The organism is Agrobacterium sp. SOY23 (assembly GCF_027212525.1).
GTDB lineage: Bacteria > Pseudomonadota > Alphaproteobacteria > Rhizobiales > Rhizobiaceae > Agrobacterium > Agrobacterium tumefaciens_I.
On the sequence record NZ_JAPWDT010000011.1, the window covers coordinates 29,457 to 50,727 of the forward strand.

General features: G+C 60.4%; 21 protein-coding genes. 10 read left to right on the forward strand and 11 right to left on the reverse strand.

Annotated features, from left to right (window positions below; genetic code table 11):
- Positions 1 to 236 precede the first annotated feature (236 nt).
- Positions 237 to 1,766 carry an L-piperidine-6-carboxylate dehydrogenase gene (gene amaB, locus O3S81_RS24160; RefSeq protein WP_269347296.1) on the reverse strand — a complete coding sequence of 510 codons (1,530 nt, stop codon included), beginning with the start codon at positions 1,764 to 1,766 and terminating at the stop codon, positions 237 to 239.
- Positions 1,767 to 1,980: 214 nt separating this feature from the next.
- On the opposite strand from amaB, the gene O3S81_RS24165 reads away from it, so the two are divergent.
- Entirely contained in the window at positions 1,981 to 2,883 is a 903-nt protein-coding gene (locus O3S81_RS24165; RefSeq protein ID WP_269347298.1) for a LysR family transcriptional regulator, read from the forward strand.
- A 12-nt stretch (positions 2,884 to 2,895) separates the two neighbouring features.
- Here the strand turns inward: O3S81_RS24165 and O3S81_RS24170 are convergent, their stop codons facing one another.
- Positions 2,896 to 3,876 (reverse strand): glutathione S-transferase family protein, encoded by a 981-nt coding sequence (locus O3S81_RS24170; RefSeq protein WP_269347300.1) that lies wholly within the window; start codon positions 3,874 to 3,876, stop codon positions 2,896 to 2,898.
- 105 nt (positions 3,877 to 3,981) lie between these two features.
- Positions 3,982 to 4,869, reverse strand: coding sequence for a DMT family transporter (locus O3S81_RS24175; protein ID WP_269347302.1), 888 nt, complete (start codon positions 4,867 to 4,869; stop codon positions 3,982 to 3,984).
- A gap of 382 nt (positions 4,870 to 5,251) precedes the next feature.
- Here O3S81_RS24175 and O3S81_RS24180 point away from each other — a divergent pair, with 382 nt between their 5' ends.
- The gene (locus O3S81_RS24180; protein ID WP_269347303.1) at positions 5,252 to 6,583 is read left to right on the forward strand and encodes a UDP-glucose dehydrogenase family protein; all 1,332 of its coding nucleotides are present in this window, start codon (positions 5,252 to 5,254) and stop codon (positions 6,581 to 6,583) included.
- An 84-nt stretch (positions 6,584 to 6,667) separates the two neighbouring features.
- A complete protein-coding gene (locus O3S81_RS24185; RefSeq protein WP_269347304.1) occupies positions 6,668 to 7,690 on the forward strand; it encodes an NAD-dependent epimerase in 1,023 nt (340 codons plus the stop codon).
- A gap of 2 nt (positions 7,691 to 7,692) precedes the next feature.
- Here the strand turns inward: O3S81_RS24185 and O3S81_RS24190 are convergent, their stop codons facing one another.
- Genes O3S81_RS24190 through O3S81_RS24200 form a run of 3 tightly spaced genes read right to left on the reverse strand, consistent with a single transcriptional unit; the run spans position 7,693 to position 11,455 of the window.
- Positions 7,693 to 8,739: a glutathione synthase gene (locus tag O3S81_RS24190; RefSeq protein WP_269347305.1), complete on the reverse strand. Its 1,047-nt coding sequence runs from the start codon at positions 8,737 to 8,739 to the stop codon at positions 7,693 to 7,695.
- 11 nt (positions 8,740 to 8,750) lie between these two features.
- Positions 8,751 to 10,628: a flavohemoglobin expression-modulating QEGLA motif protein gene (locus tag O3S81_RS24195; protein ID WP_269347468.1), complete on the reverse strand. Its 1,878-nt coding sequence runs from the start codon at positions 10,626 to 10,628 to the stop codon at positions 8,751 to 8,753.
- The gene (locus O3S81_RS24200; protein WP_269347306.1) at positions 10,625 to 11,455 is read right to left on the reverse strand and encodes an N-formylglutamate amidohydrolase; all 831 of its coding nucleotides are present in this window, start codon (positions 11,453 to 11,455) and stop codon (positions 10,625 to 10,627) included. The genes O3S81_RS24195 and O3S81_RS24200 overlap by 4 nt, the downstream gene beginning before the upstream one ends.
- A gap of 293 nt (positions 11,456 to 11,748) precedes the next feature.
- Here O3S81_RS24200 and O3S81_RS24205 point away from each other — a divergent pair, with 293 nt between their 5' ends.
- From O3S81_RS24205 to O3S81_RS24230, 6 genes are read left to right on the forward strand one after another with little or no spacing between them, the layout of a single operon-like run.
- On the forward strand, positions 11,749 to 11,970 hold the full coding sequence (locus O3S81_RS24205) for a hypothetical protein (RefSeq protein WP_269347307.1): 222 nt from the start codon (positions 11,749 to 11,751) through the stop codon (positions 11,968 to 11,970).
- An 18-nt stretch (positions 11,971 to 11,988) separates the two neighbouring features.
- Positions 11,989 to 12,549, forward strand: a complete 561-nt coding sequence (locus O3S81_RS24210) for a type 1 glutamine amidotransferase domain-containing protein (protein WP_269347308.1) — start codon at positions 11,989 to 11,991, stop codon at positions 12,547 to 12,549.
- A 59-nt stretch (positions 12,550 to 12,608) separates the two neighbouring features.
- Positions 12,609 to 13,049 carry a PPC domain-containing DNA-binding protein gene (locus tag O3S81_RS24215; RefSeq protein ID WP_269347310.1) on the forward strand — a complete coding sequence of 147 codons (441 nt, stop codon included), beginning with the start codon at positions 12,609 to 12,611 and terminating at the stop codon, positions 13,047 to 13,049.
- Between the two features lie 55 nt (positions 13,050 to 13,104).
- A complete protein-coding gene (locus tag O3S81_RS24220; protein ID WP_269347311.1) occupies positions 13,105 to 13,965 on the forward strand; it encodes a TIGR02587 family membrane protein in 861 nt (286 codons plus the stop codon).
- A 7-nt stretch (positions 13,966 to 13,972) separates the two neighbouring features.
- Positions 13,973 to 14,383, forward strand: coding sequence for a TIGR02588 family protein (locus O3S81_RS24225; protein ID WP_269347313.1), 411 nt, complete (start codon positions 13,973 to 13,975; stop codon positions 14,381 to 14,383).
- A gap of 19 nt (positions 14,384 to 14,402) precedes the next feature.
- Entirely contained in the window at positions 14,403 to 15,629 is a 1,227-nt protein-coding gene (locus O3S81_RS24230) for an NAD(P)/FAD-dependent oxidoreductase (protein ID WP_269347315.1), read from the forward strand.
- A 6-nt stretch (positions 15,630 to 15,635) separates the two neighbouring features.
- On the opposite strand, the gene O3S81_RS24235 is transcribed toward O3S81_RS24230, so the two are convergent.
- A complete protein-coding gene (locus tag O3S81_RS24235; RefSeq protein WP_035239298.1) occupies positions 15,636 to 16,121 on the reverse strand; it encodes an MgtC/SapB family protein in 486 nt (161 codons plus the stop codon).
- A 172-nt stretch (positions 16,122 to 16,293) separates the two neighbouring features.
- Between O3S81_RS24235 and O3S81_RS24240 the strand changes: the two genes are divergently transcribed.
- Complete coding sequence (locus O3S81_RS24240; protein ID WP_065657331.1) at positions 16,294 to 16,794, forward strand: YciE/YciF ferroxidase family protein; 501 nt, start codon at positions 16,294 to 16,296, stop codon at positions 16,792 to 16,794.
- Positions 16,795 to 16,864: 70 nt separating this feature from the next.
- Here O3S81_RS24240 and O3S81_RS24245 read toward each other — a convergent pair whose 3' ends face one another.
- The 4 genes from O3S81_RS24245 to O3S81_RS24260 all read right to left on the reverse strand — a co-directional run bounded on the left by O3S81_RS24245 (position 16,865) and on the right by O3S81_RS24260 (position 21,186).
- Positions 16,865 to 19,201: a glucose/quinate/shikimate family membrane-bound PQQ-dependent dehydrogenase gene (locus O3S81_RS24245; protein WP_269347318.1), complete on the reverse strand. Its 2,337-nt coding sequence runs from the start codon at positions 19,199 to 19,201 to the stop codon at positions 16,865 to 16,867.
- Between the two features lie 103 nt (positions 19,202 to 19,304).
- A complete protein-coding gene (locus O3S81_RS24250) occupies positions 19,305 to 19,646 on the reverse strand; it encodes a hypothetical protein (protein WP_269347320.1) in 342 nt (113 codons plus the stop codon).
- A gap of 75 nt (positions 19,647 to 19,721) precedes the next feature.
- Complete coding sequence (locus tag O3S81_RS24255) at positions 19,722 to 20,111, reverse strand: hypothetical protein (RefSeq protein ID WP_269347321.1); 390 nt, start codon at positions 20,109 to 20,111, stop codon at positions 19,722 to 19,724.
- Positions 20,112 to 20,142: 31 nt separating this feature from the next.
- Positions 20,143 to 21,186: a helix-turn-helix domain-containing protein gene (locus O3S81_RS24260; RefSeq protein WP_269347323.1), complete on the reverse strand. Its 1,044-nt coding sequence runs from the start codon at positions 21,184 to 21,186 to the stop codon at positions 20,143 to 20,145.
- Between the last annotated feature and the right edge of the window lie 85 nt (positions 21,187 to 21,271).

Below are 21,271 nucleotides of genomic sequence, written 5' to 3' on the forward strand. Positions count from 1 at the left end.
CTTGAAACGGATCGACGCGGAAAAATCCGCGTCGGCCAGACTTCGGGCAAATCCTGCCCGCGACGTCATCCCTAAGCTTGTCCCAAGGATCTGAACAGGTCAATTAAATCGATCGGTTGCAGATGCTCGGGACAGGCCCGAGCATGATGGAGGAGAGATTTTCAGACTTCGCCATCGCGCTCACCGATAAGAACCAGCAACCATAAACCATCGCCGCTACCCGAGCGGCCCACATATCATTCGATATCGAAGGACACGCCCTGCGCCAAAGGCAGCGCCTTGGAATAGTTGATGGTGTTGGTGGCCCGGCGCATATAGGCCTTCCAGGAATCCGAACCGGATTCACGGCCGCCGCCGGTTTCCTTTTCGCCGCCGAAGGCGCCGCCAATTTCCGCACCCGACGTGCCGATATTGACGTTGGCGATGCCGCAATCCGAGCCTTCCGACGACAGGAAACGTTCCGATTCCTGCAGGTCACGCGTGAAGATCGACGAGGACAGACCGGCGGCAACCGCATTATGGGCGTCGATCGCCTGATCGAGATCGCTATATTTCATGACATAGAGGATCGGCGCGAAGGTTTCTTCCAGAACGGGGCCAACCTGCTTCGGCATTTCGACCAGTGCAGGCTTCACATAATAGGCATCCGCCGCGCCGGTATCCACGCGGCCGCCGCCATTCACCACGCCACCGGCCGCCTTGGCAGCCTCGAGCGCCTTCTGCATGCCGTTAAAGGCCGCCTTGTCGACCAGCGGGCCGACGAGTGCGGAGCTTTCCAGCGGATTGCCGACGGAGACGGAGGCATAGGCCTTCTTCAGGCGCGGCACGAGTTCGTCATAAACGCTGTCATGCACGAAGAGGCGGCGAAGCGTGGTGCAGCGCTGACCGGCAGTGCCCATGGCGCCGAAGGCGATGGCGCGCAATGCCATGTCGAGATCGGCAGACGGGCAAACGATGCCGGCATTGTTGCCACCAAGTTCCAGAATGGCGCGGGCGAAGCGCTTCGCCAGACGCGGGCCGACATCGCGGCCCATGCGGGTGGAACCGGTGGCGGAGACGAGCGGCACCTTGGCATTGTCCACCAGGGCCTCACCCACGGCGCGATCGCCGATCAGCAGCTGGGACAGACCTTCCGGTGCATCGCCGAAGCGGGCGACGGCGCGCTCAAAGATGTCCTGAACGGCAAGGGCCGTGAGCGGCGTCTTTTCCGAAGGCTTCCAGACCACGGAGTTACCGCAGACGATGGCGAGCGCGGCATTCCACGACCAGACGGCAACCGGGAAATTGAAGGCCGAGATGACGCCGACGACGCCAAGCGGATGCCAGGTCTCCATCATGCGGTGGCCGGGGCGTTCGGTGGCGATGGTGAGGCCGTAAAGCTGGCGGGACAGACCGACGGCGAAATCGCAGATATCGATCATCTCCTGCACTTCACCGAGACCTTCGGACGGGATCTTGCCCGCTTCCAGCGAAACCAGACGGCCGAGATCGGTCTTGAAGGCGCGCAGTTCTTCACCAAGCAGGCGGATCAGTTCACCGCGGCGCGGCGCCGGCACGTTACGCCATGTTTTGAACGCGGCATCGGCCTTGTCGACCACGGCTGCGACACCCTCGACCGAAACGGTCTTGAGGCTCGCGATCTGCTCACCCGTGACAGGGCTGAAGGACGCCATGTCGCCGCCGGTATAAAGATCGCGGGCAACACCCATCCTGTCGAGCAGGGTTGCGGCTTCCTGTTTCACGTCAAGCTTCGTCATCGCATCCATATCCATCGTCCTTTTGGTTGAAAGGGGAGGAAAGGCCGTTTTGATACGGCGCTTTCAACTCCCGTCACTCTTCTTTCCCCGAATTTTTCATTCGTTCTTTGAAACTGGGTCCGGCAACGCCGGAAAAACACCGTTCCATTCTTTCCCGTAATCATATATGGCCATAATAACCCTTTTCCAATGAGGAAAGCGGGTAAGTTGATGCGAGAATGGAATGGATCCGCGCAGAAGACTGGTTCCCGACATCGTCACCCTGCAAGCGTTCGAATGCGCGGCACGGCATGGCAATTTTACGCGCGCGGCCGAAGAACTCAACCTCACACAGAGCGCGGTGAGCCGGCAGATCGGCGAACTGGAAGCGCAGACCGGCATGCAGCTTTTCGAGCGCATCCGCAGGCGGGTCGTGCTGTCGGAGGCCGGGCGCAAATTCCTGCCCGATGTGCGGCGCCTGCTGCAGCAATCCGAACAGCTGATGGTGCGCGCGGTTTCCGCCGGAACATCGCATGCATCGCTCTCCGTCGCGACGTTGCCAACCTTTGGCAGCCGCTGGCTGATGCCGCGCCTCCATCGCTTCATCGATGCCAATCCGGAAATGACGATTACGATCGGCTCGCGCTCACACCCCTTCGATTTCGATGAGGAAGGTTTCGATCTCGCCATTCATTATGGCCAGCCAATCTGGGCGCATGGCACCTGCACGTTCTTATGCAATGAGGTGATCGTGCCGGTCGCGAGCCCTTCCCTGCTCCGCCGCGCCGGCGTGAACCGGGCGCAGGATCTGGCCGGGCAACCGCTGCTGCATGTCACGACCCGGCCGAAACTCTGGACTGAATGGCTGGAAATGAACGGGGTGACGGCCGAAAATGCCTATCAGGGCAGCCGTTTCGACCAGTTTTCGATGATCATCGAAGCCGCCGCAAGCGGCATCGGTTTTGCCCTTCTGCCGAAATATCTCATCGAGGCGGAACTTGCCTCCGGCCGCCTCGACATCGTGTTCGACATCCCCCTGCAGACCGACAAGAGCTATTATGTCGCCCTGCCGGAAGGGCGGCAGGACAATGCGCTTGCCCGCGCCTTTCAGGCCTGGCTGCTCGATCAGGTCGGCAAACCGGTCTAGGCCGTCACCGGCTCAATTCGCGGGGCGGAGGGAAACCTCATCCAGCCCCGGAAGATCGGGACCGACGGGCACGATCCGAGTCGGGTTGAGCGCCTTGATGGAATAATATCCATGCTTGATGTGATCGATATTGACCGTGTCACGCACGCCCGGCACGGTCAGCACCCGCATCATATAGGCCTGCAACGCGGGATAATCGGCGATGCGGCGGAGATTGCATTTGAACAGGCCATAATAAGCAGCATCGAAACGCACCAGCGTCACGAAAAGCCGGACATCCGTTTCGGTCAGACGATCTCCGAACAGGAAAGGCCCACCGGTCGCCAGCCGCGTCTCCAGCTCATCGAGCGTCGCGAAGACGTCGGCGAAGGCTTCCTCATAGGCAACTTGTGTGGTGGCAAAACCGGTTCTGTAAACGCCGTTATTGAGGCGGGGATAGATGTGATCGTTGAGGGCGTCGATCTCATTCCGCAGCGCCTCCGGATAAAGGTCGATCGCATTATCGGCGAGATCGCCGAAGCCGGAATTCAGCATGCGCAGAATATCGGCGGATTCATTATTGACGATGGTTTTCGTCTTTTTGTCCCACAGCACCGGCACGGTGGCGCGGCCGGTATAATGCGGGTCGGCGCTGGTATAGACCTCGTGCATATAGGTGAAGCCGTTCAGCCCATCGCGATCCGCACCCCGATAGTCGCCGAATTTCCAGCCTTCGTCAGAGAGCGCCGGCTCGACCACGGAAACGGAAATCACATCCTCCAGCTTCTTCAGCTTCCGGCCGATCAGCGTGCGCGATGCCCAAGGGCAGATCAGCGCGACATAGAGATGATAACGGCCGGCTTCGGCCGCAAAACCGCCTTCGCCCGTCGGTCCGGCCGAACCATCCGGCGTTACCCAGTTGCGAAAACCGGAGGTCTGGCGAACGAAGCCGCCCTTCTTGTCCGTTGCCTGCACCGGATGCCATTCGGCCGTCCATTTTCCATCCACGAGCATTGCGGCTCTCCGTTCATCTATCGATGAAAGCCTTATGAGCCGATTGGCCACCGGGCCACAAGCTGCGCTTCGGTTGACGCACTGTTTCCGATCGGAGAATGGAGGTTAGAGGCGATTGCGGAAAAACGGGTTCCAGCGCACGGTGCCGAGCCTTACCTTTTCGCGTATCATCGTCAGCAGCCCCGATGCGGCGATGACGGCGAGCCCCAGCACCGCAATCGCATCGGGATATTCGTGAAAAAAGACCATGCCGATCGCCACGGCCCACAGGATTTGCGAATAATGCGACGGCGCGATCTGGCTCGCCGGCGCAATGCGGGTCGCGACCAGAAGCGTGATCTGTCCCGTTGCGGTGCAAAGACCGATGAAGGCGAAAGCCAGAAGCTGGTGCAGGTTGGGCATGACGAAATCGGGGATGGAGGCAATGCCATTGAAGGTGAGGCCGTAAATCAGCAGCACACCCATGATCGAGGTGCGCTTTTCCTTGCCCGCAAGCGAGCGCAGCAGCACGATGGTCATGGCCGCCAGGAACGCGACACCGATGGCGGCGATATGCCCGAGTTCCAGCGTCTTGAAGCCCGGCCGCACCACGAGGATAACGCCGACGATGCCGGCCAGAACCGCCGCCCAGCGCCATGGGCCGATATTTTCCTTGAGGACCACGGCGGAAAGCACGGTCACGAAGAGCGGTGACAGGAAGATCAGCGCATAGGCTTCCGCCAGCGGAATGGTGGTGAAGGCATAGATGCCGAAAATGCCGGCGAAGAGGCCGGAAATGGCGCGCCCATGCACTGCGAAGGGCCGGCTCATGCGCCAGAATTCGCGCCACCTTTCCTCACGCGGTTTGCTGAAGAAGATGAAGATGCCGGAGAAGAGGATGCTGAAAAAGCCGATCTCGAAAACGCTGACCTGTGAGCCAAGCGACTTGATCGTGGCATCGCCCAGGGAAAAGGTCGCATAAGCGAACAGACCGAGCAGAAAACCCTTTTGCATTTGAACTTCCCCGAACATCGACCGCAATGCAAAGCATCCCCCGGCCGCGTGGTGCAACCCGGGCGCCCCATCAAAAGGGCAGACAGTCTGGCAGATTTGATCCTCACCCCTATGGCTAGACCCGGCTACCTATGAGTGCAAGCCGCAAAAGGGGCAAAAAAGCGCGATCTCGCCACATCGGTGCAATCGGCTGCAAGGTGCGGCAAATTTGTCCCGCCACAGCCATCACATCACCGTCATGGAAAGAGGTTAGCCGGTGTTGATCGTGGCGCTTGGCGACGGGCGCGAAGGCGGCTAAATATTATCATGCGATTTTCACCCGCCGATTTCCCCGGCCGGTGCTGCCGCGTTAACATGGCCTCACTAACCGAAAGGAAAAAGAATGCGGATTGTGATGATCGGTTCGGGTTATGTCGGCCTTGTGTCCGGCGCGTGTTTTGCAGATTTCGGCCATGACGTGGTTTGCGTCGACAAGATGCCGGAGAAGATCGAGGCCTTGAAAAGCGGCCATATCCCGATCTTCGAGCCGGGCCTGGAGACCATCGTCGCCAACAATGCCAAGGCCGGCCGGCTGAGTTTCACCACCGATCTGACTGCGGCCGTCGCCAATGCGGATGTCGTCTTCATCGCGGTCGGCACGCCCTCGCGACGCGGCGATGGCCATGCCGATCTCGGTTATGTCTATGCGGCTGCAAAAGAGATCGCCCATGCGCTTGACGGCTTCACCGTCATCGTCACCAAATCCACCGTTCCCGTCGGCACCGGCGACGAGGTGGAGCGCATCATCCATGAGGAAAACCCCTCGGCCGATTTCGCCGTCGTCTCCAACCCGGAATTCCTGCGCGAAGGTGCGGCCATCGAGGATTTCAAGCGGCCGGACCGCATCGTCGTCGGCCTTTCGGATGAGCGTGCCCGCCCCGTCATGACCGAGGTTTACCGCCCGCTTTACCTCAACCAGTCGCCGCTGCTCTTCACCACGCGCCGCGCCTCCGAACTCATCAAATATGCCGCCAACGCCTTTCTGGCCATGAAGATCACCTTCATCAACGAAATGGCGGACCTGTGCGAAAAGGTCGGTGCCAATGTGCAGGACGTCTCGCGCGGCATCGGGCTGGACGGCCGTATCGGCCCGAAGTTCCTGCATGCCGGCCCCGGTTATGGCGGCTCCTGTTTCCCGAAGGATACGCTGGCGCTCGCCAAGACCGCGCAGGATTACGACGCGCCGGTGCGGCTGATCGAAACCACCATCGCCATCAACGACAACCGCAAACGCGCCATGGGCCGCAAGGTCATCAATGCGGTGGGCGGCGACGTGCGCGGCAAGAAGATCGCCGTATTGGGCCTCACCTTCAAGCCGAACACCGACGACATGCGCGACAGCCCGGCGATTGCCATCATCCAGACCCTGCAGGATGGCGGCGCGAAGGTGGTGGGTTACGATCCCGAAGGCATGGCGAATGCGCGCCATCTGATCGAGGATATCGACTACGCAACGGGCCCCTATGAGGCCGCCGAAGGGGCGGATGCCGTGGTGATCGTGACGGAGTGGAACCAGTTCCGCGCGCTCGACCTGCCACGCCTCAAAGCCATCATGAAAAGCCCGGTGCTGGTGGATCTGCGTAATATCTACCGCTCGGATGAGGTTTCCGGCCATGGCTTCATCTATGCCGCGGTGGGCCGCCCGCATGACGGCAGCCCGGGTAACGACGCTTAAAGGCTAATTTTCGCAATTTCATCAAAGGTTTTTCGCGCTTCGGTCAGACCGCAAACGCACCAACGGATTCGGGATATAATCATCATGCGTTATCTGGTTACCGGCACCGCAGGCTTCATCGGCTTTTACGTTGCAAAACGGCTGCTGGATGCCGGCCATTTCGTGACCGGCTTCGACGGCATGACGAAATATTACGATGTCAGCCTCAAGGAGAAACGTCACGCCATCCTCTCCCGCTCCAATGGCTTCCGGGCCGAGATCGGCATGCTGGAGGATACGGATGCGCTGAAGCGGGCCGCCGAGGCCGCCGAACCGGAAATCATCATCCACCTCGCCGCACAGGCGGGTGTTCGATACAGCCTTGAAAATCCGCGCGCCTATGTCGATTCCAACCTCATCGGCTCGTTCAACATGCTGGAGCTCGCCAGGAGCCTCCATGTCAAACATCTGATGCTGGCGTCGACCTCCTCCATCTATGGCGCCAATGAAAAAATCCCGTTTGCGGAAAGCGACAAGGCCGACGAACCGATGACGCTTTACGCGGCCACCAAAAAATCCATGGAGCTGATGGCGCACAGCTATGCCCATCTGCACAAGCTGCCCACCACCGCCTTCCGCTTTTTCACGGTCTATGGCCCGTGGGGACGGCCGGACATGGCGCCGATCAAATTCGTCGATGCCGTTTCCAACAGCCGGCCGATCGATATTTACGGGCAAGGCAATATGAGCCGTGATTTCACCTATATCGACGATCTGGTGGAAGGCATCGTCCGGCTGAGCGCAATCATCCCCTCGGAGGAAAACCGCGTCAGAGAGGAAGGCGTCATCGACACGCTCTCGCATCACGCACCTTTCCGCGTTGTCAATATCGGCGGCGGGCAGCCGGTGGAGCTGATGCATTTCGTCGAAACGATCGAAAAGGCGGTTGGCAAGCCTGCGATCCGCAACATGCTGCCGATGCAGCAGGGCGATGTGCCGCGCACCTTCGCCTCTCCCGATCTTCTGAGGGCGCTCACCGGTTACGTGCCGCAGACCTCCGTCGAGGAGGGTATCAAAGCCCTCGTCGCCTGGTATCGCGAGATGCACCCGGCCGAATTACGGGAATAATCTTACAGCGTCGCCAGCAGGCGATTGGCGAGCACGCCGCCCGAGGCGCTCTGCATGGAGATCTTGATTTCCACGGCCTCGATGATCGTATCGCTGAAATCGATGGTGGTGAGGTCGCGAATATTGGAAAGGCCACCCGGCGAAAACACGTTCACCTCCAGTATCTTGTCGCCGACGATATCGAGCCCGACGAGGAACATGCCGTCCTCGACGAGCTTCGGCCGCACCATCTCGGCAAGCGCCACGATTTCGTCCGTCACCGTCGCGGCCTCCGCCGTGCCATGGGCGTGGATGTTGGAGCGAAGATCGCCTTTGGCCGGCACACGACGAAGGGCGGCATATTGCCCGTCGCGCATCAACGGCCGGCCATTCATCATGAAGAAGCGGATATCGCCATCCTTGGCGGCCGGCAGATAGGCCTGCGCGATCAGATAGCCCTCAAGGCTGACCGCCTCGAAAATCTGGTTGAGATTGGCCTCCTTGCTGGAGCCGATCTTGAAGACGTTCTTGCCACCGGATCCCTGCAGCGGCTTGACGATGACGCCCTTGGGATGGGCATCGGCAAAGGCGCGGATTTCCTCGACATTGCGCGAGATGATCGTGGTCGGACGGACGATTTCCGGAAAGCTCTGAAAATAGAGCTTGTTCTGCGCCAACGCCAGGCCCTCGGGATCGTTCAGCACCACCACGCCCCGCTGTTCGGCGAGCCGCCCGAACAGGATGCCGGCATGGACCGCCCATGGCCGCGTCGTCTGGTCGAGCGAGGGGTCGTTGCGCAGCATCAAAGCATCGATTTCCTCGACATCCATCGTCCGCCGCTCGAGCGCCTTGTCCAGAAGGGCGGCGTGAAAGGCTTCCGATTTCTTGTATTTCGTCTTCGGCAGCATGGTGGCATGGATGGTCAGGCTATCATCCGAGCGCAGGGTAAAATCGCCGGGCGTCAGATAGACCACCTCATGACCGCGATTGAGCGCAGCCATGGCCAGCAGGCCGGTAGAGTAATGCGGCCCTTCGGTCTCGATCGAATTGACGAAAAATGCGATACGCATGAAGCCCCCTCCTATAATGTCGCCAGTTCGGCAATGGATAATCCCGAGCGTATTTTTTCCAGCCGCTCATTGGCCCTCGCGGGCAGCAGAAATGCGGGCCTGACACCCGGCGGACGCAAGAGGCCGCGCAGGGCAAGCTCCTGCATGACCGGGAAATGGGCGGCAGCAATCTTGCCCATCCAGAAGGGATCGAGCGCGCCGCCCTTGCGCAGATGCTCCAGCACCTCGGCCAGCCCGCGCAGATAGATCGCATCCTTGGAAAGACCGCCGCCACGATAGATGCGCAGCACCATGTTGAAGGCGCCGGCCTCGTCAAAACCGTGATCGCGGGTCATGATACGGAAGGTCTCCACGAAAGTCGCGCCGCCCAGCATCGCGGCGCAGCCGACGACGCGGCCGGCGATCAGCCGCAGGCGCTCGCGCGTCATGCCTCCGGCCAGATATTCCGCCAGCACCGCCAGCCCCTCCTGCACGCCCTCGTAACCGGAAAGGCCGGTGCGGAAGAGCCTGAGCCCCTGGAACGAGCCGTTGAAATAGGTGAGAAGATGCACGCCGATCTCGTGCGATAACAGCGCCTCCACACGGCGCTGTTCCATCACGGTATGACGGGAAATCAGTAGCTTCTCGCCCGTCACCATCAGGCCGGGCGGCAGGTCGTCGCGGATTTCGACGCGGGCCTTGAATTCCGGGGCCTCCGCCAGATAGGTCTCGACCATTTCCCGCGACTTCCTGGCGACCACGTAACAATCGACCATGGCAATTTCGCCGCTCTCCGCCTTGCGCGGACAATCCTCGAGCACACGAAGCGCCAGCGTCAGGAGCGCCGGTTCGACGGCGCCATAAAGGGCGCGTGAAAAATCGGTGAAGGTGCGATGGTGCAGGCTCGCCAGCATCGTCAGTTGCAGATCGATCTCCTGCTGTTTCTCCCGGTAGAGGTGATAAAGCACCGGGTCCTCCAGATGATCGAAAACCACGGAATAGAGCTTGCGTTTCTGCTCTTCGACATCGACGCCGAGCGGCCGGTACAGCAGGCGCGGCGCAAACTGGAAACTGCCGTCGCGAAACTCTTCATAGGCGCGGTGCGCATTGATGGGCGTGACGGAGAGAAGAAAATCGAAGGACGAGACAATGTCGTCGATCGAACGATCCGCGCGTCTGACGGCATCGACAAAGGCCTTGCGGCCAAGCGCCCGGTGGCTGGTGACCTTCAGCGCATCCATGCCGGAAGAAAAGGACGAAAAGGCCTGCAGACCGGCATCGAAGAGATCGGCGATCATCCTCACGCGCAGGCCGGGATAATCGGCACCGGATTCCGGCTGGCGATAGATCGGCGCGAAGCGCACGCTGATGCAGGGAAAATCGAGGCTGGCATTCTGAAAACGGAGGACCGGGTCGGATTCCGGCTCCGGCCGGGTGATGCGCGGCGTGCGAAAACGCACTTCGGCATCACAGACGGCCTTGATGAAGATCCGGCGGGCTTTCTGGGTTTCCGGTTCGGGCGTGGCCGAGACGGAAACCTCATAATGCGGCAGGAAAGGGGAATCGTCGGCGAGCAGGATGTCATGTTCCAGCTCGCCGATATCGAGCACCATGAAGGCACCGAAACGCCGCATCATGGCCAAACCAACCGCCTCGATCAGCGGCGCAGCCTCCTGAATGGTCGAAGCGATGAGATAGGAGGCATGGGCGGCGGCGATATCGCGCGCGGCAAGATTTTTCGTGCCCCCTGTCAGATGCAGGCAAAGAAACGGCAGCGGCCGGTCTATATGCAACCTGCCATCTTTTCCGACATCCCGGCGGATCGCCTTGCCGGCCTCGAGGCACGCCACCACGTCATCGGCCAGATCGGCGATGGGGGACGGCGCGCTACGGGCGGAAGAGAGGTTCATCGTCGCGACCTCAGACACTCTTCGAGAACCGGCTGAAGCGCGGCCATCGTATCCCGGATATCCGCCACCACGCGCGCATCCGCCTCTCCCGTCCACTCATCCATGAAGAATTTCTTGAACTCGACCGCGATCGCACAGCCATTTTCGGCAAAACGCTCGTGAATGAAGCGTGTCTGCTCCCCCTTGCCCTGAAACGCCACATTCTCGCGAACATCGAGGCGGCGTCCGCCGACGGTCGCGGAGGCGAAATGGTGGCCGACCGCGCTGACGATGTCGCCCCAGCGGCTGCGGTCCATGGAAAAGGTGCCTATGTTGATATCAGGCGCTTCCACCTGCGCCGTCGGCGGCGCGGCAGCACCCTGACGGCGATGATTGTAGCTATGCACGTCCAGCACCACGAAAGCCCCATGCCGCCGCTCGACGGCTGAAAGGACGGTCTCGAGCATCGCGTAATAATCAGCATGGAAATCGAGCGACTGACGGACCGCTCCTTCGGGCGGCTCTTCCTTCCAGACCTCAAGGCCCCAGGACTGTTCCGGCCGCAGATAGATCGCCTGATCGGCGGCGCGGTTGAGATCGACTTCGAAACGCGAATGGTGAACGACGATACGGTTCGTCATGCCCGCAACCATCTCGGCGGTGAAGGGATCTTCCTCCCTCAGCCTTTCGTCCGGGGAAAGGGCCATCAACCGGGCGATGTCGGGGCGAATGAAATGGCCGTCGTGAATGGCCGTGCCGATGACCGGTGAAGCGCCGAAGTCGATCGACCAGAAACCCTTGTTTTTGCTGTTACCGTGGTATTCGCCGTCACTCTGTCTGGCTGCCATGCTGCCTCCCCTGCATCGGGAATAAAACAGCGGGACCTGCCCGTTTGTTCCGGTAAAAAATTGCGCGCGATACATTCGGCTTCGGCAACGAGGCCGCGGGAAAAAACTGCGGAACCTTACCGGAAAGCTCACGTTGTTCCAGCAGGAGGGGCCGCCGTGTCAAACGGACGCGATGGCGCTGAAGAACATCGGGATTTTTCCGTTTTCTCCCGGTGGCCAACGAAATGGCAGCCGAGCTTCTTACCCATCCGGCACCCCTCCGTTCCCGCTTTCCACGCACAAGGAGCCGCGACATGGAAAAGACCAAAACTCGCAAACTTGCGGAAGAATATTTGCGTCTCGGCGGCACGCGTCAGGTGATGATCGATGACAACAAGACCTTCGTGCGCCAATGGCAGCACGAACCGGCGGAAGCCGAACGGTTCTGGCAAACGCATATCGAAAATCTCGACGCGAAGCGCCTCAAGGACGTGGAATTTTTCCTACCCTCCATGAATTCCGACAAGGACAAGTGAACCCAGAAGGAGACAGACATGACTGCCATCAACGCTGCAAAAATCCTCATTCTCGCAACCGACGGCTATGAGCGTTCCGAATTGCGCGTGCCCTATGACCGGCTGAAGGCCAAAGGTGCGAGCGTCAAGATCGCCTCCATCAAGGAGGGCGAGATCAGGAGCTGGGACAAGAAGGACTGGGGCGACAGCATCGCCGTCGACCTTCCCGCCAAGGCCGTAAAAACGGAAGATTTTGACGCGCTGGTTCTTCCCGGCGGCCAGATCAATCCGGACGTTCTGCGCCATGACGAGGATGCGATGCGGGTGGTCCGCGATTTCATCAAATCCGGCAAGGTGGTTGCCGCCATCTGCCATGCGCCGTGGCTGCTGGTCGAAGCGGACGCCCTGCGTGGTCGCGACGCCACCTCCTATTGGTCGATCAAGACCGACCTCCAGAATGCCGGCGCCAACTGGAAGGATGAAAAAGTGGTGACCGACAAGGGGATCATTACCTCCCGCAGCCCTGACGATCTCGATGCCTTCGTCGCCAAGATTGTGGAAGAGGTCGAGGAAGGCCGCCACGAACGCCGCGCCGCTTAAGACACGTATCATATTCGTGCCGCCGGTTTCCCGGCGGCACTTCTATTTGGGAGGAAGACATGAAAAGCAGATTGCTGGCAAGCGGCGCGGAACGCACCTTCATCCTCGTCATCGATCCAGAGGAAGAAGCCTTCGAGGCCATCAGGCGCTTTGCCAGGGCCGAGAACATCAACGCCGCCTCGGTTACCGCAATCGGTGCCTTCGCCACGGCGACGCTCGCCTTTTTCGATCTTTCGACAAAGGACTATAAGGAAATACCGGTCACCGACCAGAGCGAGGTTCTGAGTCTGCTCGGCGATATCACCCTTGACGAGAACGATACGCCCAATCCGCACCTGCATGTGGTTCTGGGCTTTGCCGATGGCTCCACGAAGGGCGGCCATTTTCTGAAGGGCACGGTGCGGCCGACGCTGGAAGTCGTCATCCGCGAAACACCTGCGGAATTGCGGCGCAGCTATCGCCCGGAATTCGGCATCGCTCTCATCGATCCCGCGAAATAAACGAACGGAACCGGAAAAACGCCATTGCGTTATCTCTTCGCACGAAAGGGATGGCATGGCGGTGGCGGTCAATCGAAAAGGCGGGGAAGATGGCGAAGTCAGACGGTTCCTGATCGGTCTCGCGCGCGGCACGGCGGGTGCATTACTGTTTGCCCTGCCCATGCTGATGACCATGGAAATGTGGTTTCTCGGCCTTTACGCCAATTCCTGGCGGCTTCTCCTGCTCTGCATCCTCAACCTGCCGCTTCTTCTTCTTCTCGCCCGCCGCATCGGTTTCGAAAATGTTCACTCCTGGAGCCAGGCGCTGCGCGACGCGATAACGGCCTATGGGCTGGGCATCGCCGTGAGTGCCGCCGTGCTCGTGCTGTTCGGCATTCTGAGCGATCAGATTACAGCCTCCAACATCGTCGCCAAAATTGCGCTGCAATCCGTTCCAGCCAGCATTGGCGCACTACTCGGGCGCAGCCAGCTTGGTCAGCATTCCGACACAGAGGATGAGGAGCAGGGCGAATATTCCGGCGAGACCGGTTATCTGCACGAACTGTTCATGATGGTTGTCGGCGCACTTTTCCTCAGCCTCAATGTCGCGCCGACGGAGGAAATGATCCTGATCGCCTACAAGGTGACGCCCTATCACATTCTGGCGCTTTGCCTGCTGTCGATCGCCATCATGCATGGCTTCGTTTATGCGCTTCACTTCAAGGGCTCACATCAGCTGCACGAAGGGCAGAAGTGGTGGCAATCCTTCATCCGCTTCACCCTGCCCGGCTATGTCATCGCTATCGCCATCAGCATCTATACGCTCTGGACCTTCGAGCGCCTCGACCACACCTCGCTGTCGCAGATCATGAATGCCGCCGTCATTCTTGGCGTTCCCGCGTCGATCGGCGCGGCTTCTGCCCGGCTGATCCTGTGAGGACAAGATGACGATATCCAAGGGCCGTAGACATATGGAAAGCCCCGAGCCCCACTGGGTGGAATGGCTGACGGGCGCCATCTGCACCCTTCTTGTCGCCGCCATGCTCGGCTGGATCGGTTATGACATTTATCGCTACAGGCCGGAGGATGCCCGTTTCGAAATCGCCGTTACCGGTGTGGAGGCGCAGGCCGGGCAATACCGGGTGCGGTTCGATATCCGCAACCTTTCCATGACGACGGCGGCGCAGGTGCAGGTGCGCGGCGACCTGCAGCAAAACGGTGCGACGCTGGAGAGCGCTGATGTGACGTTCGATTACGTCGCCTCGGAGTCTCGCGACACCGGCACGCTTTTCTTCCGCAACGATCCCCGCAGCGCAACAGTCACCATCAATGTCGCCGGCTATACCGAGCCGTGAGACCTTTCAGGATGATTTCATGCCGACATCGGAACTGACGAAAGAACGCGACCTCAGGGATTCAAAGCCCGTGTGGGTGGATACGCCGCGCATCGGCGTCCGCAGCAGGCACACGCCGGAAGCAGACCATTACGACACGATCGTGGTCGGCGCCGGTATCAGCGGCGCGCTGGTCTCCCATGCCCTGCAACGGCCGGGTCAATCCATGCTGATCGTCGACCGGCGCGAGCCGGTAATGGGCAGCAGCGTTGCCAGCACCGCGATGATCCAGCACGAAATAGACACGCCGCTGACGCAGCTCAGAAAGATGATCGGCAAGGATGCGGCCGACAGGGCATGGCAGCGTTCCGCCCGCGCCGTCCTGCGGCTGGAGGAAATCGCTTCTTCGCTCGGCATCTCCTGCAGCATGAGGCGCAAACAGGCCCTTTATCTGGCGGGAGACGAAATGGGATCGCGCGCGTTGAAGGCTGAAGCGGCAGCCCGGAAGGAAGCGGGCATCGAGGCCCGCTTTCTCACCGCCGCGGAGCTGAGAGATCAATACGGCATGCACCGGACCGCGGCCATCCTCAGCGATATTTCGGCCTCCGCCAATCCCGCGCAGCTGACGGCCGGCCTGCTGCGCCACACGGCGGGCACCGGCGCCGAAATCGTCTCGCAGCTTGAAATCACCGATCTCAGAAACCTCGGCGACGAGGTTGTCCTCGCCACCGCCGGCGGCAAAATCCTTTCCGCACGCAATGTCGTTTTCTGCACCGGCTATGAATTCCTGAAAATGCTGGAGAGCCCGAAACACCAGATCGTTTCCACCTGGGCGCTGGCGAGCAGAAAGGGGCTGGACCTCCCCGACTGGCTGGAGAACCATATCATCTGGGAGGCCTCCGATCCCTATCTCTACCTGCGCACCGACCGGGAGGGGCGGATGATCGCCGGAGGCGAGGACGAGGAAAACCCCACCGCCTACCAGTCGGAGCGCAAGCTCGCCGTCAAGGCGGAGTTGATCCGCCGCAAGATCGAGAAGCTTCTCGGTATCGATATGGGAAAGCCGGAATATCGCTGGGCGGCGGCCTTCGGCTCGACCACCACCGGCCTGCCGCTGATTGGTGCGGTGCCCGGAATGAACAACGTCTATGCCGTGATGGGTTTCGGCGGCAACGGCATCACCTTCAGCCAGATCGCCGCTGAAATCGTGGCCGCCGCCATCAATGGCGGCAAGGACCCCGACGCCGATTTTTTCCGCTTCGGCTGATGTCGTTCATTCCTCCTTGATGCCCGCCGCCACCTGTATGCGGCGCAGCGTCCACAGGACGACAATGCCCATTCCCGAAGCAAGAAAAGCAAGCGGCCACATGCCAAGACCGGCCGAGAGGCCGATTGCCGCCGAAAGCCACATGCTGGCGCCCGTCGTCAGGCCTTTGACATCGCCCCTAGTATAAACGACCACACCCGCCGCGAGAAAGGCGATGCCCGCCGTCACCGCCTCCACCAGGCGGATGGGATCGAGCCGTGCGGCCTCATGGCCTTCCGCCATCGTCTCCATCATGTGAATGGTGATGACGCAGAAGGTGACGGCGGCAAGGCCGATCAGCATGTTGGTGCGCAGGCCGGCGGTGTTCTTGTGAAACTCCCGCTCCAGACCGATCAGGCCGCACAGGATGACCGCGCCGAACACACGCACCAGCAGCACCTCGAAGGGGATGGAGATATTCATGGAAAATTCTTCTGCAAGGCTCTGGGGCACTGTCGCGTCTCCTCCCGAAATTTCTTCACACTAAGTTCGCAGAGGCGTCTTGGTTCCGCGCGGCAATATAAACGTTGCGCGCAACCGAGCCGGAACCATGGGCGCAGCAAAGGGTTTGTCTCCCGTGCGCATGGGCGCACATCATGTATTTTCACACATGGGAGAAGGACCAATGGCCGAGAAGAAACTCGATGATCTGTTCTACGACACGCTGAAAGATATCTATTACGCCGAACGGCAAATCCTGAAAGCCCTGCCGAAGATGGCACGGGCGGCGACCGATCCGAAGTTGAAACAGGCTTTTGAAAAACACAAGGAAGAAACCCAGGGGCACGTCGAACGCCTGCAGGAGGTGTTCGAGATCATCGGCAAGCGGGCGCAGGGCAAGACCTGCGAAGCCATTCAGGGCATCATCGCCGAGGGCGAGGAAATCATGGAGGACTTCAAGGGCACGCCCGCCCTCGACGCCGGTCTGGTTTCCTCGGCACAGGCGGTCGAGCACTATGAGATCGCCCGTTACGGCACGCTGAAGGCATGGGCGGAAAAGCTGGGCCACACGAAAGCAGTTTCGTTGCTGGATGCCACGCTCAAGGAAGAAGCGAAAACCGATGATGCGCTGACCGCGCTCGCCAAGACTTCGGTTAACGCCGCCGCCGAGAAAAAGGCGGCTTAATACCCTCCTTCGCAGCAAAAACCGGAATGGTCGCCCATTCCGGTTTTTTGTATCTTGAAACCTGCAGAGATTACGGCAGGGTATAAGCGATCACATAGTCGCCCGGTTTGGTTCCGACGGAGCCGTGGCCACCCGCAACCATCACCACATATTGCTTGCCGTCATCCAGCGCATAAGTCATCGGCGTTGCCTGGCCGCCGGCCGGCAGGCGCGCTTCCCAAAGCTGTTTGCCGGTCGTCAGGTCATAGGCGCGCAGGTAGTTGTCGACGGCCGCACCGAGGAAGGCGACGCCCCCCTTGGTGATCATCGGCCCGCCAATGCCCGGCACACCCACCTTGAAGGGCAGCGGCAGCGGCGTCATGTCATGGACCGTGCCGTTTTTGTGCTTGTAGGCGATATCGCCGGTGCGCAGGTCAGCACCCGCGACATAACCCCATGGCGGGGCCTGGCAGGGAATCTGCAGCGGACCGAGGAACGGACCCATGAACACGCCGTAGGGCGCGCCGTCATTGCGGTTCAGGCCCTGTTCGCTACCCTTTTCGTCCTGACCCTTCGGCGGAATGTCGGCGCGCGGCACGAGCTGCGAAGTGAAGGCAAGATAGGTCGGCATGCCGAACATCACCTGGCGTTCGGGATCGACCGCCACGCTGCCCCAGTTGAAGGTCCCGAAATTGCCGGGATAGATGATCGAGCCGGTGAGCGAAGGCGGCGTATAGCGGCCCTTGTAGTTCAGCTGATGGAAGCGGATACGGCAGGCAAGCTGGTCGAACATGGAGACGCCCCACATGTCCTTTTCCTGCAACGGCTCCGGCTTGAAGGACAAGGCCGTCGTCGGCTGCGTCGGAGAGGTGAAATCCTCCGGGATGGCGCCGCCTGGCGCGGGCTCTTCGGTGATTGGCAGAAGCGGCTCGCCGGTGCGCCGGTCGAGAACGTAGATATCGCCCTGCTTGGTGGGGCCGACGAGGGCCGGCACGGTCTGGCCGTCCTTGGTGATGTCGAGCAGCACCGGCTGGGCCGGCACGTCCATGTCCCAGAGATCGTGATGAACCGTCTGGCGCACCCAGCGATCCTTGCCGGTGTTGATATCCAGCGCGACGATGGAGGAGGAATATTTCTCCACATTCTCGCTGCGGCCCATGCCGAGCTGGTCCGGCACCTGATTGCCGAGCGGGATATAAACGAGGCCGAGGCCTTCATCATAACTGAAGACCGACCAGCTGTTGGGCGAATTGGTGGTGTAGGTTTCACCCGCCGCAATCGGTTCGGTTTTCGCCGGGTTGCCGGAATCCCAGTTCCAGACGAGCGCGCCGCTGTTCACATCGAAAGCGCGGATGACACCGGACTGCTCCTGCGTGGAATAGTTGTCGTTCACCGCGCCCCCGATGATGATCTTGCCCGCCACGATGACGGGGGGCGAGGTCGAATAATAATAGCCGGCAGGATTGTATTTCATGCCCTGTTCCAGATGCAGCACACCCTGATCGGCAAAGGAGGTGCAGACCTGACCGGTGGCGGTATCGAGCGCGATCAGCCGCGCATCCGAGGTCGGCAGGTAGACGCGCTCGGCGCAGGCCGTGCCTTCAGCGGCATTCGGCTCGGCATAATAGGAAACGCCGCGGCAGGTCTGATGCTGGCGGTCCGGATTAAGACCGACATTCGGGTCGTATTTCCATTTTTCCTTGCCGGTGGCGGCATCGATGGCAATCGCCCAATTATGCGGCGTGCAGATATAAAGCGTGTTGCCGATCTTGAGCGGCGTCACCTGATAGGTGGTTTCACCCACATCATCGGGCAGCTTCACATCGCCCGTCTGGTAACGCCAGGCTTCCTTGAGCTGCGAGACATTGTCGACATTGACCCGGGTCAGCGGCGAATAACGCTGGCCATAGGGTGTGCGGCCATATTGATGCCAGTCACCGTCAGGCACGTTGCCGCCATAGGGGGGCGTAGCCGAGGCGGTTTCCTGGGGCAGGGAACCTGCCGTATCGTGCGGATCCTGCGCCATGGAATATCCCGCCACGACGATGGAGGCGAGCACGGAAAGGGCAAGCGGCCACGCATTCGGCCCGTAGCTAAGCCCGGTCGGGCTCGAAAAACCAAGCGGCTTTCTGACCCCTGGAGCCAGAAGCCAGAGGCCGATGAGAATGATGATGCCGCCGCGCGGGCCAAGCTGCCACCAGTCGAAGCCGACTTCCCAGATGGCCCAGGCGAGTGTGGCGACAATGAAGACGGCATAGACGTGAAGGGCTGCGCGATTGCGCTTGAACAGCAGAATGGCCGTCAACAGAAAGGCCAGTCCGGAAAGCACGTAATAAAAGCTCCCGCCCAGCATGACGAGCTGAGAGCCAAAACCGAACAGTGCAAGACCGATCAGCGTGAGAACAACTGCAGTGACGGTGACTGCCATGAATGAAACCCCCGATTCCTGTCACTTTGCGTGAAATGAAATCGGGCGCAATCTGGTTCCATGAAAATTATCATCGGCGCGAAAAAACTTCACGCCATGGTGGTCACGGGTTTTTCGGCGCTCCGGTCGAATCCTGCGGCGCGGGATTTGACTCTGTCGATGACGGCGGCTGGGCGCGGCCATTCGCCGGATTATTGTCGAAGCTTCCGGATCCGGAGGGCTGCTGCGGCACGGGCGCAGTCTCGGTCTGCGGGTTCTGCGGCAGGTTCTCGTCGGGTTCGAAAACCGAATATTCGACAACGGCCCAAACCACCAATGCAAGAAGCACACTGACGATCAGAATGACAAGGACGGGACGTCCGCGCGACCCCTGCCGCGCACGCGTTGTCGTTTCGCTTTTCGGAGCATCCCGACCGTCGAGATAGCTGGAATTTTCTCTGGCCATGTCGTTCACTCCCTGTGACCCTGTTGATCTAATTCCCGGGGTCATTGTTTTGTTCCAGACCACCGGAGAACGACTTTAGCCGCACTCGGTCGGTAACCGAGACCTCTCCGAGCCGTCGCAGCCTGCCACATCCACCGCGCTAAAGCTTTGCCCGAGGCCGAGCCAGGAGACCGGCGGGCGTGCTCCATCCGTTTCCCATGGGTCGTCTGGGAGGTTATCGGAATTCGCCGAAGGCAGGGGCGACGTCGCCGCATGAAATCCGGTGCCCGAAAAAGAAAGATATTTTTTCACCGCATGGCGCCATCCGCGCCACAGGTCGGGGAAAGCAGGAATTTTCAGCATCATGATTGTCAGGCAATATATCGATAAAAATAACGTCTCCTGTTTGGCACGTCTGGAGGACAGGTGCATCCCCGTTGCGGCGCAACCGCAGCGAATGGTCGAATTGTGCCAAGAAACCGTCATGAAGTGTCAGATCGAGCCCGACTAGGCGTGATCAGCGGCCGAGCTGCACGATCCAGCGTGTCCATTCCGCGCTATCGGGCTTCAGAATATCCGACGTGACGTCACGGTTTTCCGACGCAAAATGCCGCATCTGGCGCGGTGAGAGGCCGAAGGTCTTCTTGAAGACGCGGCTGAAATTTTCCGGATTGGTGAAACCATAAGCGGCCGCCACCTCGGCAATCGTCATATGGCCCGATTGCGGTGCCCGCAGGAAATCCATGGCGCGCTCGAGACGCCGATGGGTGATGCAGGCCGAAAACCCGCCAAGCGGCTCGAAGAGCCGGTAGACCGTACGCCGCGACACGCCGAATTCGCCCATCACCCGTTCCACCGAAAGGGCGGGATCGAGAAGGTGATTGTCGATGTAACGCCGGATGGAGGCCCGCAGCGCACGCTGAACGCCCTGCGCATTATCTTCCCGGACATGGTTGTTGATGGCCGCCGTGGCGAGTTCCAGAAGCGGTGAAACCGTGGCTGCGCCGTCATTCGCGTTCATGACGTCAAAATGGAGGTAGATGCTCGTCATCGTTTCCCGCAGGAGCGACACCAGCGGCAGACCGGCCGGCAGCACACGTTCATGATGATTGCCGGAACCGATAAGCCTGCCCTCCAGCAACCGGCGCGGCACAACGAGGCTCAGATGATCGTGATCGGTCGTCGCGGTGGCGAGCGGTTGCGCCATATCGATGATGTAGAGATCTCCCGGGCCGGCGGTCTCGCCCGATCCGCGCCGCGACATGCTTTGCCCGCTGGCATAAAATTGCAGGAGAAAACCGTCCATGCCGTCGCGGGCAAGCTTATTGCGCGAGCGATCAAAATCCTGCGCGGAGGATTGCGTGCGGCCAAGCGCGACATTGCCGATGAAAGCGGCGTCCACGCTGGCGAAGAAACCGTCATCCTGCGAACGGCGCAGCCGGGCATCGAACAGCACGTTGATAGAATCCCGCCACAAGCCCATGGCGTCACGTTTCGGCACCTGGCGCGTATCGAAGCGCGATCGCGCCAGCGGCGCTTCAAAAGACCCTGTGTTCATCATGCCGTTTTTCCGTGAACACGGCGCTTACTCCGCCGCACACGAAAACTATACAGAATTGAAATCGCCTAACAATGCCGGAAGGCAG

Excerpts from the sequence above, each read along its gene's own strand:
- O3S81_RS24165 (WP_269347298.1), top strand. The coding sequence starts at position 1,981 with ATGGATCCGCGCAGAAGACTGGTTCCCGACATCGTCACCCTGCAAGCG.
- O3S81_RS24180 (WP_269347303.1), top strand. The coding sequence starts at position 5,252 with ATGCGGATTGTGATGATCGGTTCGGGTTATGTCGGCCTTGTGTCCGGC.
- O3S81_RS24255 (WP_269347321.1), bottom strand. The coding sequence starts at position 20,111 with ATGACGGTTTCTTGGCACAATTCGACCATTCGCTGCGGTTGCGCCGCA.
- O3S81_RS24260 (WP_269347323.1), bottom strand. The coding sequence starts at position 21,186 with ATGATGAACACAGGGTCTTTTGAAGCGCCGCTGGCGCGATCGCGCTTC.
- O3S81_RS24240 (WP_065657331.1), top strand. The coding sequence starts at position 16,294 with ATGGCCGAGAAGAAACTCGATGATCTGTTCTACGACACGCTGAAAGAT.
- O3S81_RS24245 (WP_269347318.1), bottom strand. The coding sequence starts at position 19,201 with ATGGCAGTCACCGTCACTGCAGTTGTTCTCACGCTGATCGGTCTTGCA.
- O3S81_RS24200 (WP_269347306.1), bottom strand. The coding sequence starts at position 11,455 with ATGGCAGCCAGACAGAGTGACGGCGAATACCACGGTAACAGCAAAAAC.
- O3S81_RS24225 (WP_269347313.1), top strand. The coding sequence starts at position 13,973 with ATGACGATATCCAAGGGCCGTAGACATATGGAAAGCCCCGAGCCCCAC.
- O3S81_RS24210 (WP_269347308.1), top strand. The coding sequence starts at position 11,989 with ATGACTGCCATCAACGCTGCAAAAATCCTCATTCTCGCAACCGACGGC.
- O3S81_RS24195 (WP_269347468.1), bottom strand. The coding sequence starts at position 10,628 with ATGAACCTCTCTTCCGCCCGTAGCGCGCCGTCCCCCATCGCCGATCTG.
- O3S81_RS24230 (WP_269347315.1), top strand. The coding sequence starts at position 14,403 with ATGCCGACATCGGAACTGACGAAAGAACGCGACCTCAGGGATTCAAAG.
- O3S81_RS24215 (WP_269347310.1), top strand. The coding sequence starts at position 12,609 with ATGAAAAGCAGATTGCTGGCAAGCGGCGCGGAACGCACCTTCATCCTC.
- O3S81_RS24250 (WP_269347320.1), bottom strand. The coding sequence starts at position 19,646 with ATGGCCAGAGAAAATTCCAGCTATCTCGACGGTCGGGATGCTCCGAAA.
- O3S81_RS24170 (WP_269347300.1), bottom strand. The coding sequence starts at position 3,876 with ATGCTCGTGGATGGAAAATGGACGGCCGAATGGCATCCGGTGCAGGCA.
- O3S81_RS24220 (WP_269347311.1), top strand. The coding sequence starts at position 13,105 with ATGGCGGTGGCGGTCAATCGAAAAGGCGGGGAAGATGGCGAAGTCAGA.
- O3S81_RS24175 (WP_269347302.1), bottom strand. The coding sequence starts at position 4,869 with ATGCAAAAGGGTTTTCTGCTCGGTCTGTTCGCTTATGCGACCTTTTCC.
- O3S81_RS24205 (WP_269347307.1), top strand. The coding sequence starts at position 11,749 with ATGGAAAAGACCAAAACTCGCAAACTTGCGGAAGAATATTTGCGTCTC.
- amaB (WP_269347296.1), bottom strand. The coding sequence starts at position 1,766 with ATGGATGCGATGACGAAGCTTGACGTGAAACAGGAAGCCGCAACCCTG.
- O3S81_RS24185 (WP_269347304.1), top strand. The coding sequence starts at position 6,668 with ATGCGTTATCTGGTTACCGGCACCGCAGGCTTCATCGGCTTTTACGTT.
- O3S81_RS24190 (WP_269347305.1), bottom strand. The coding sequence starts at position 8,739 with ATGCGTATCGCATTTTTCGTCAATTCGATCGAGACCGAAGGGCCGCAT.